Origin of the sequence: Flavobacterium sp. FPG59 (assembly GCF_002150205.1) — a bacterium.
Classification (GTDB): domain Bacteria; phylum Bacteroidota; class Bacteroidia; order Flavobacteriales; family Flavobacteriaceae; genus Flavobacterium.
Window position 1 is genome coordinate 1 of record NZ_MTCA01000128.1, and the last position, 8,647, is coordinate 8,647.

Sequence of the window (8,647 nt, forward strand, 5' to 3'; positions counted from 1 at the left end):
TTATATAAATTTTATTTTCGAACGAAAGGAGGTAATAGCTTGCTTGAAACTTCTCCAAAACCAATACGTACATGACCGTTTTTACAAAAACCTTTCATGATTACGGTATCATTATCATTTATAAATTTACGCTCTGTGTTATCGCTCATTTTTATTGGGTTTTTTCCACCCCAAGTAAGTTCAAGCATAGAACCAAAACTATCTTCAGTAGGTCCCGATATCGTTCCTGATCCCATCATATCTCCAGAGTTTACTCTACATCCATTTGAGGTGTGGTGCGTCAATTGTTGGCTCATAGTCCAATACATATATTTAAAATTAGACTTAGAAACTACAGTAGCCTTGCTATTTTCAGGTTGAATGGCTACTTCTAAGTTAATGTCAAAGGAGTGTTTTCCTTTTTGTTGTAAATACGGTAGGGGCGTTGGCTCTTGTTTAGGACCTTTTGTTCTAAAAGGTTCTAGTGCATCCATGGTAACGATCCATGGTGAAATTGAAGAGGCAAAATTTTTAGCTAAAAATGGCCCTAGCGGAACGTACTCCCATTTTTGAATATCACGAGCGCTCCAGTCATTTAATAACACCATCCCAAAAATATAATCTTCAGCTTCGGTTACGGGAATATTTTCACCCATGATATTGACGTCAGTGGTGATAAACGCAGTTTCAAGTTCAAAATCAACAGAACGGGACGGACCAAAAACTGGACTAGTTTCCCCGTGAGGTAATGTTTGTCCCATGGGTCTGTGAACAGGAATTCCAGATGGAACGATCGTTGAACTACGACCGTGATAACCTACTGGTATATGAAGCCAGTTTGGTAATAATGCGTTTTCAGGATCACGAAACATTTTCCCAACATTAGTAGCATGTTCTTTACTCGAATAAAAATCAGTGTAATCACCTATTAAAACAGGCAATTGCATTTCAACATCTTCCATTTTAAAGATTACAATATCTCTGTGCTTAGTATTATTTTGTAGTTTGGTATTATTGGCATCAAAGAGTTCAGCAATGCGGTTTCTTACCAGTCTCCATGTTTTTTTTCCATCTGATATGAAGTCATTCAGTGTATCCTGCATAAACATATCATCGGTAAGTTCAATACCTTCAAAATAATTGAGTTGTTGTAGTGCACCTAGATCTATGGCATAGTCGCCTATTCTTGTCCCTACAGTAACAATATTTTCTTTAGTTAGGAAAACTCCGAAGGGTATATTTTGAATAGGGAAATCACTGTTTTCAGGTACTTCTAACCATGATTTTCTATTGGTATCGTTTGCTGTTATTGGCATATGATGTTAATTATTTTGTTAAAAAATTACTCATCAAATATATTATAATCTAAGTATTAACCAAACGTTTTTTTGTATTTTTGCTATAAATTAACGAAATTCAAAAAAATGCAACGCGACGAACAAATTTTTGACCTTATTCTAGAAGAACAAGAAAGACAAATACACGGATTAGAACTAATAGCATCAGAGAACTTTGTAAGTGACGAAGTGATGGAAGCAGCAGGATCTGTACTAACTAATAAATATGCCGAAGGATATCCTGGCAAAAGATACTACGGAGGTTGCGAAGTAGTTGATGTGGTAGAGCAAATTGCTATTGATAGAGCCAAAGAGCTTTTTGGTGCGGCTTACGCCAATGTGCAACCGCACTCAGGATCTCAAGCAAATACAGCAGTATATCATGCTTGTATTAAGCCTGGTGATAAAATCTTAGGATTTGATTTGTCACATGGAGGTCATCTTACACACGGATCACCTGTAAATTTTTCTGGACGTTTATATACTCCTTCTTTTTATGGTGTAGACCCAGAAACGGGTTTACTAGATTATGATAAAATTCAAGAAATTGCAACTAGAGAACAACCAAAATTGATTATCGCTGGAGCATCTGCTTACTCGCGTGACATGGATTTTGCTCGTTTTAGAGTAATTGCTGACAGCGTTGGAGCTATTTTATTAGCTGATATTTCTCATCCTGCAGGACTTATTGCAAAAGGCTTGATGAATGATCCTTTACCTCATTGCCATATTGTAACAACTACAACTCACAAAACATTACGTGGTCCTCGTGGAGGATTAATTTTGATGGGTAAAGATTTCGAAAATCCGTTTGGATTAACTACTCCAAAAGGAGAAATTAGAATGATGTCATCTTTGCTTGATTTAGCTGTATTTCCTGGTAATCAAGGCGGACCTTTGATGCATATCATTGCTGCAAAAGCGGTTGCTTTTGGAGAAGCATTACAAGACGAATTTTTTACCTATGCACTACAATTGCAAAAAAATGCTAAAGCTATGGCCGAAGCTTTTGTAAAACGTGGTTACCAAATTATTTCTGGTGGTACTGATAATCACATGATGTTGATTGATTTAAGAAATAAAAATATTTCTGGTAAAGAGGCTGAAAATGCTTTGGTTAAAGCTGAAATTACAGTGAATAAAAATATGGTTCCATTTGATGATAAATCACCATTTGTTACTTCTGGTATTCGTGTGGGAACTGCGGCAATTACAACCCGAGGTCTTGTAGAGGCTGATATGGAAACTATCGTAGATTTAATTGATAGAGTGATTGTAGATCATACTAATGAAGCTGTGATAGAGGCTGTGGCCAATGAAGTAAATGAAATGATGAGCGAAAGAGCTATTTTCGTTTATTAATTAATTGTTTAAAGTTTCAGGTTTAAAGTTTAAAGTTTTGTGTTTACGGAATGGTATCGCAAAATTTTAAACTTTTTTAGTTCTAAGTAAAACTTGAAACTTGAAACTATTTTTAAAACTTGAAACTAATTTAAAATGGGTGTATTACGATTACAATTGCCAACAGACCCAAGATGGGTCAATATTGTAGAGAAAAATATTGAAGAAATCTTAACAGATCATGCTTGGTGCGAACAAAAAGCAGCTACAAATGCCATTACAATTATTACGAACAACTCTGAACATCAAGACTTAGTTAAGGATTTATTGGCTCTAGCCAAAGAAGAAATTGATCATTTTGAGCAAGTGCATAATATCATCATTAAGCGTGGATTAAAATTGGGCAGAGAGCGAAAAGACGACTATGTTAATGAGCTATACCTGTACATGAAAAAAAGTAGTAACGGCAGTAGAGTATCAAGTTTAGTGGAGCGTTTGCTTTTTTCAGCAATGATTGAAGCCAGAAGTTGTGAGCGATTTAAAGTTTTATCCGAAAACATTAAGGATCCAGAATTAGCTTTATTCTACAGAGAATTAATGGAGAGTGAAGCAGGTCATTATACCACATTTATAACCTATGCACGTAAATACGGCGAAGGAATTGATGTTGAAAAACGTTGGAGAGAGTGGTTAGAATTTGAAGAGTCGGTAATTACAAAATATGGGAACAGTGAAACCATACACGGATAAAATACAAACCGTTCTTTAATCCCATTAAATTTTAATCCCACAAAAAGTATCATTTCAAAATACTATTCAAAGCATTTTTTAATTTAAAGTTTTATAAGTTAAAAAACTGAAATTCAATTTTTACTATTTGTAGAAAAAGTGTCGGAGTTTCAAATTTTGCAGTGCTTTAAGTAGCTTTAACATGGATATTTGCGTATATTTATAGAAAGAAATTACAGCAATCTGTAAAGATAAATATAAGATGAAATGAATATGAAATTACAAGTGCAATTTTTTTTGGTAATGCTGAGTCTGCTTTCTTGTTCCAAAAAGGAAACAGAAGAAATGAAACCAACTGTAGGAGAAGTTACTGAAACGGTGTATGCCTCAGGAGTTTTAAAAGCGGATGGGCAGTATACGGTATTTGCCACTGTAAATGGAACACTGCAAAAAGTAAATGTTATTGCCGGTCAATCCATTAGTAAAGGGCAGTCGCTATTTGAATTGGAAAGTGATAAAGCGGAATTAAATACTGAGAATGCTCGATTAGCGTATCAATTAAGTTTGGAAAGCAGTCGTTATATTCAGGATAAAATTGCCGAAATGGAAATGAAAGTCCAATCAAGCAGAGACAAATTTACCCTGGACGAATCCATTTATAACCGAAATAAAAACATCAGAAATCAAGGTGGAATTTCGGAAGTTGATTTTGAAAGAGTCGAATTAGCGTATAAAAGTTCCAAAATTAATTTCGAATCTGCTAAAAAGCAATTAGCACAACTCAAAGCCCAATTGCGTAATGATCAAAGCAGAAATTCTGTCAACTTAAAAATCAACCAGAAATCCCAGAGTGATTTTAGTGTTAAAAGTGCTTTTTCTGGAAAATTATTTGATGTCTTAGTAAAAGAAGGAACATTAGTTACGCCGCAAACTCCTTTAGCAATAATTGGTCAAGAAAATTCATATTTATTGGAACTGGAAGTAGACGAAAATGATATGGTTCGCGTGAGAACGGGTCAAAAAGTATTGGTGACAATGGATAGTTATAAAAGGCAGGTTTTTGATGCTGTCATTGATAAAATTTACCCAATAATGAACGAACGTTCCCGTACTTTTAAAATTGAAGCACATTTTATAAAACCACCCAAAAAACTCTACCCAAATCTTACTGCCGAAGCTAATATTATCATTCAGATTAAGAAAAATGCCATTACGATTCCAAAAGCATATTTAATACAAGGCAAATATGTTTTAGTAAATAAAGATGAAAAACGCGAAGTAAAAACGGGTTTAAGTGATTATCAAAAAGTAGAAATACTATCCGGTTTAACCGCCGTAGAAACCATTTATAAACCTCAATAATGAACTTTAAACTCATTTTAAACGTTGCATTGCATTTGCTACGGGCTCGATTGAAGCAAACGATTGTTGCAGCTATTGGAGTAACGTTCAGTATTGCGATGTTTATTGCTTTGGTTAGTTTTATGAATGGTTTGAATGATTTATTGGATGGATTAATGCTCAATAGAACTCCTCATGTACTGTTGTACAATGAAATAAAACCTTCAGAAAACCAACCCGTTTTCTTGTCCGAGGACTTTAAAAAAAACACCAATTTTGTTCGTTCTATTAAACCCAAAGACCGAGGGAAATCCATTTACAACAGTAAAACCATTCTTGCTGTTTTAAAACAAGATCCGCGTGTTATTGACGTTGCACCAAAGGTGACTTCGCCGGTTTTTTTTAATTCAGGGACTATTGAAATATCAGGGGTAATTAATGGGATTGATGTTTTATCTGAAGATAAATTATTTAAAATCAGCGATTATATCATTGAAGGAAAAGTAGCTGACCTGCTTCAGAACAACAGCATTATTATAGGGAAAGGTTTGTCAGATAAAATGTTGCTTACCAATGGAGATATCATCAAGATTACGACTTCTAAAGGAAATTTAGCTTCGCTTAAAATTGTGGGTATTTCTGAAATTGGTATTTCTGAAATTGATAATGTGATGAGTTATACCTCTTTGGCGACAGCCCAAAAAATATTGGGAGAACCTACAAATTACATCACGGACATTCAACTGAATTTGTATGATATGACTGCAGCACCTGCTGTTGCAAAAGAGTTTCAGGACACCTTTAATCTAGATACAATTGATTATCAAACCGCAAATTCTCAGTTTGAAACAGGAAGCTCAGTGCGAAGTATCATTTCCTATTCCGTTGGTGTGGTGTTGCTGATTGTTGCCGGTTTTGGGATTTATAATATTCTGAACATGATGATTTATGAAAAAATGGACAGTATTGCGATTTTGAAAGCGACAGGATTTTCTGGAAATGATGTGAAATGGATTTTTGTTTCACTATCTATTATTATTGGTTTGGTGGGAGGGTTGTTTGGTTTGCTGTTTGGATTTGTTTTTTCTTCTATAATAGATGTGATTCCGTTTGAAACGGCTTCTTTACCTACGGTGAAAACCTATCCTATTAATTACAATCCTATATATTATAGCATCGGGATTACTTTTGCATTGTTTACAACGACTATTGCCGGACTTTTTCCTGCCCTAAAAGCCAGTAAGGTAGATCCAGTAGAAATCATCAGAGGAAAATAAAAATGGAAAATAATGCTGTTTTAGAGACCATTGGACTAAGTAAATATTTTTACGATCCTGTAAAATTTCAGGTATTGAAAGAAATTAGCATGCGTGTTAATCACGGAGAGTTTGTTTCGATAGTTGGGAAATCTGGCTGTGGCAAATCGACATTATTGTATTTACTTTCTACGATGGACACAGATTATGACGGTCAGATAATGATTCACAACGAACTTGTCACGGGAAAAACCGACAAAGAATTGGCATTAATCAGAAATGAAAAAATAGGTTTTGTATTTCAGTTTCATTACTTACTTGCAGAATATAATGTGCTAAAAAATGTAATGCTTCCGGGGATGAAGTTAGCTAAATACTCGGATAAAGAATTAGAGCATCGCGCCATGGAACATTTAAAAACGTTAGACATGCAGGATCAAGCGCTTAAAATGCCTAATCAATTGAGCGGTGGACAAAAACAGCGTGTGGCAATTGCACGTGCTTTGATCAACGATCCGTTGATTATAATGGGGGATGAGCCTACAGGGAATTTAGATAAGAAAAACAGTGACATGGTTTTTGATATTTTCAATAAATTAACTCAGGAGAAAAATCAAACTTTATTGGTGGTTACGCACGACAATGATTTTGCCCAAAAAACCAATAGAATTATTACCATGGAAGATGGGAAAATAATTTCTTAAAGTTCTATTTAACAATAATTTCGTGTTTGTAGAGCAATCCTTTCAAACCTTCTAAAGCAAAAATCGCTTTTTTTAATTTTGTTGTTTTGGGGTCAATCGTATAATTGTAACTGGTTTTGAAATCAGCTTTGTTAGCAATTGCTTTCGCAAACTCAGAACGGTATAGATCACAGTTTTCAAAAACGACTTCGGTCAAATCTGTACTCATAAAATCTACCGCAATTATACTGCAATTCGTAAATGATGTTCCTTTTATTTTTAAAGTATAAAATTTGGAGAAATCCAAAACACAATCCTTAAAAGCAATTTCGAAAATTAATTTATCGCACATAGCAAAATTCACGTCTTTAATTTCACAGCGATTGAAAGTTACAGTTCTAAAGGCGACATAATTAATTTTTGCCTTGCTAAATATACAATCATCGAAGGTGCAATCAATAAAAGTAACCGCTACAAAAGTACACTGAGAAAAATTACAATTGGTAAAAGTACAACATTCGAACTCCTGATGATTCAATTCATGTTCGCTATAAAGAATGTCAGTAAATTGATTGTCATAGGTGTATGAAGCCATTTAAAAGTTTGATGATTAGTAAAATGTAGTTGCACAAAGTAACACATTATCTTGATGGAAAAAGATCTATTCTTAAAAATTAGTTTTCAGATAGTAGAAGTAATTTTATGTTATTTAAAAGGCTCTGGCAGTTTCATAATAAAAGATGTGGTTGAATAGTTTATACTGGGAATTATGTAACTCTTTAAAATTATTGATGAGTTAAATTTTCATAATTTTATAACAATTAAATTTACTTATTATGATACTTACAAAAGGATATGCGGCACAAGATGCCAAATCAGATTTAGCTCCTTGGAATTTTGAACGAAGAGCTCTTGGACCAAATGATGTTCAGTTTGATATACAATTTTGTGGTGTTTGTCACAGTGACTTACATCAAATAAAAAATGATTGGGGAGGATCTATTTACCCAATGGTACCTGGACATGAAATTGTTGGTAAAGTAGTTGGAGTAGGAGAAAAAGTCACACGCTTTAAAGTAGGTGATTTAGCGGGAACAGGTTGTCTTGTGGACTCTTGTAGAACTTGCGAAAATTGTAAAGAGGGATTAGAGCAATTTTGTATCAACGGAAGAACAGATACGTATAATGCACTGGGTCAAGATGGCGTTACACCTACATACGGAGGGTATTCAAATACCATTGTAGTTCATGAGGATTTTGTATTGCATATTTCAGACAAATTAGATCTAGCGGCAGTAGCTCCATTATTATGTGCAGGAATAACAACCTATTCTCCATTAAAACATTGGAAAGTAGGAAATGGACATAAGCTGGCTGTACTAGGTCTTGGAGGACTTGGGCATATGGCCGTTAAATTTGGTGTTGCTTTTGGTGCTGAAGTTACTGTTTTGAGTACTTCTGCAAGTAAAGAAGCAGATGCTAAAAAATTAGGAGCTCACAATTTTGTGGTAACATCAGATAAAGCGCAATTAGCAAGTGTGGCTGGGACTTTTGATTTTATTTTAGATACGGTTTCTGCACCACATGATCTTAATTTGTATTTGTCATTGCTGCGTGTTAATGGAGTTCACATTTGTGTTGGAGTGCCACCTACGCCTTATCAAGTGCATGCTTTTAGTTTAATTGGTGGTCGACGTAGTTTAGCAGGATCATTAATTGGAGGATTGCCAGAAACGCAAGAAATGTTAGATTACTGCGCTGCTAATGGTATTGTATCGGATATTGAATTAATCGATATGAAAGACATTCATGAAGCGTATGAACGTATGACAAAAGGAGATGTGCGTTACCGTTTTGTAATTGATATGGCTACATTATAAACTCAAGAGAATACTTTTTATAATCCCCATTTTGAGAGTATCAAATGGGGATTTTGTATTTTTATAAAGTAAATAAAAAAAACAAAAAAAAATCCTTAAAC

At 34.5% G+C, this 8,647-nt stretch carries 8 protein-coding genes; 6 read left to right on the forward strand and 2 right to left on the reverse strand.

The genetic code is table 11. The features are described 5' to 3' along the window. Positions 1-11: 11 nt before the first annotated feature. Complete coding sequence (gene fahA, locus FPG59_RS11120) at positions 12-1,295, reverse strand: fumarylacetoacetase (RefSeq protein WP_086454674.1); 1,284 nt, start codon at positions 1,293-1,295, stop codon at positions 12-14. 108 nt (positions 1,296-1,403) lie between these two features. Between fahA and glyA the strand changes: the two genes are divergently transcribed. From glyA to FPG59_RS11145, 5 genes are all read left to right on the forward strand, one after another. Then, the gene (glyA, locus tag FPG59_RS11125) at positions 1,404-2,678 is read left to right on the forward strand and encodes a serine hydroxymethyltransferase (RefSeq protein WP_086454675.1); all 1,275 of its coding nucleotides are present in this window, start codon (positions 1,404-1,406) and stop codon (positions 2,676-2,678) included. Between the two features lie 135 nt (positions 2,679-2,813). Further along, positions 2,814-3,407, forward strand: coding sequence for a tRNA-(ms[2]io[6]A)-hydroxylase (locus FPG59_RS11130; protein WP_086454676.1), 594 nt, complete (start codon positions 2,814-2,816; stop codon positions 3,405-3,407). A 246-nt stretch (positions 3,408-3,653) separates the two neighbouring features. Then, positions 3,654-4,748, forward strand: coding sequence for an efflux RND transporter periplasmic adaptor subunit (locus FPG59_RS11135; RefSeq protein WP_254906689.1), 1,095 nt, complete (start codon positions 3,654-3,656; stop codon positions 4,746-4,748). Continuing rightward, positions 4,748-6,004 (forward strand): FtsX-like permease family protein, encoded by a 1,257-nt coding sequence (locus FPG59_RS11140; RefSeq protein WP_086454678.1) that lies wholly within the window; start codon positions 4,748-4,750, stop codon positions 6,002-6,004. Before FPG59_RS11135 ends, FPG59_RS11140 begins: the two co-directional genes overlap by 1 nt. A gap of 2 nt (positions 6,005-6,006) precedes the next feature. Then, positions 6,007-6,687, forward strand: coding sequence for an ABC transporter ATP-binding protein (locus FPG59_RS11145; RefSeq protein WP_086454679.1), 681 nt, complete (start codon positions 6,007-6,009; stop codon positions 6,685-6,687). Positions 6,688-6,691: 4 nt separating this feature from the next. Here FPG59_RS11145 and FPG59_RS11150 read toward each other — a convergent pair whose 3' ends face one another. After that, positions 6,692-7,261 carry a pentapeptide repeat-containing protein gene (locus FPG59_RS11150; protein WP_086454680.1) on the reverse strand — a complete coding sequence of 190 codons (570 nt, stop codon included), beginning with the start codon at positions 7,259-7,261 and terminating at the stop codon, positions 6,692-6,694. A gap of 241 nt (positions 7,262-7,502) precedes the next feature. Between FPG59_RS11150 and FPG59_RS11155 the strand changes: the two genes are divergently transcribed. After that, positions 7,503-8,546, forward strand: a complete 1,044-nt coding sequence (locus FPG59_RS11155; protein ID WP_086454681.1) for an NAD(P)-dependent alcohol dehydrogenase — start codon at positions 7,503-7,505, stop codon at positions 8,544-8,546. Positions 8,547-8,647 lie beyond the last annotated feature (101 nt).

Coding starts and splice junctions, on each gene's coding strand:
- fahA (WP_086454674.1), bottom strand. CDS start 1,295: ATGCCAATAACAGCAAACGATACCAATAGAAAATCATGGTTAGAAGTA.
- glyA (WP_086454675.1), top strand. CDS start 1,404: ATGCAACGCGACGAACAAATTTTTGACCTTATTCTAGAAGAACAAGAA.
- FPG59_RS11130 (WP_086454676.1), top strand. CDS start 2,814: ATGGGTGTATTACGATTACAATTGCCAACAGACCCAAGATGGGTCAAT.
- FPG59_RS11135 (WP_254906689.1), top strand. CDS start 3,654: ATGAATATGAAATTACAAGTGCAATTTTTTTTGGTAATGCTGAGTCTG.
- FPG59_RS11140 (WP_086454678.1), top strand. CDS start 4,748: ATGAACTTTAAACTCATTTTAAACGTTGCATTGCATTTGCTACGGGCT.
- FPG59_RS11145 (WP_086454679.1), top strand. CDS start 6,007: ATGGAAAATAATGCTGTTTTAGAGACCATTGGACTAAGTAAATATTTT.
- FPG59_RS11150 (WP_086454680.1), bottom strand. CDS start 7,261: ATGGCTTCATACACCTATGACAATCAATTTACTGACATTCTTTATAGC.
- FPG59_RS11155 (WP_086454681.1), top strand. CDS start 7,503: ATGATACTTACAAAAGGATATGCGGCACAAGATGCCAAATCAGATTTA.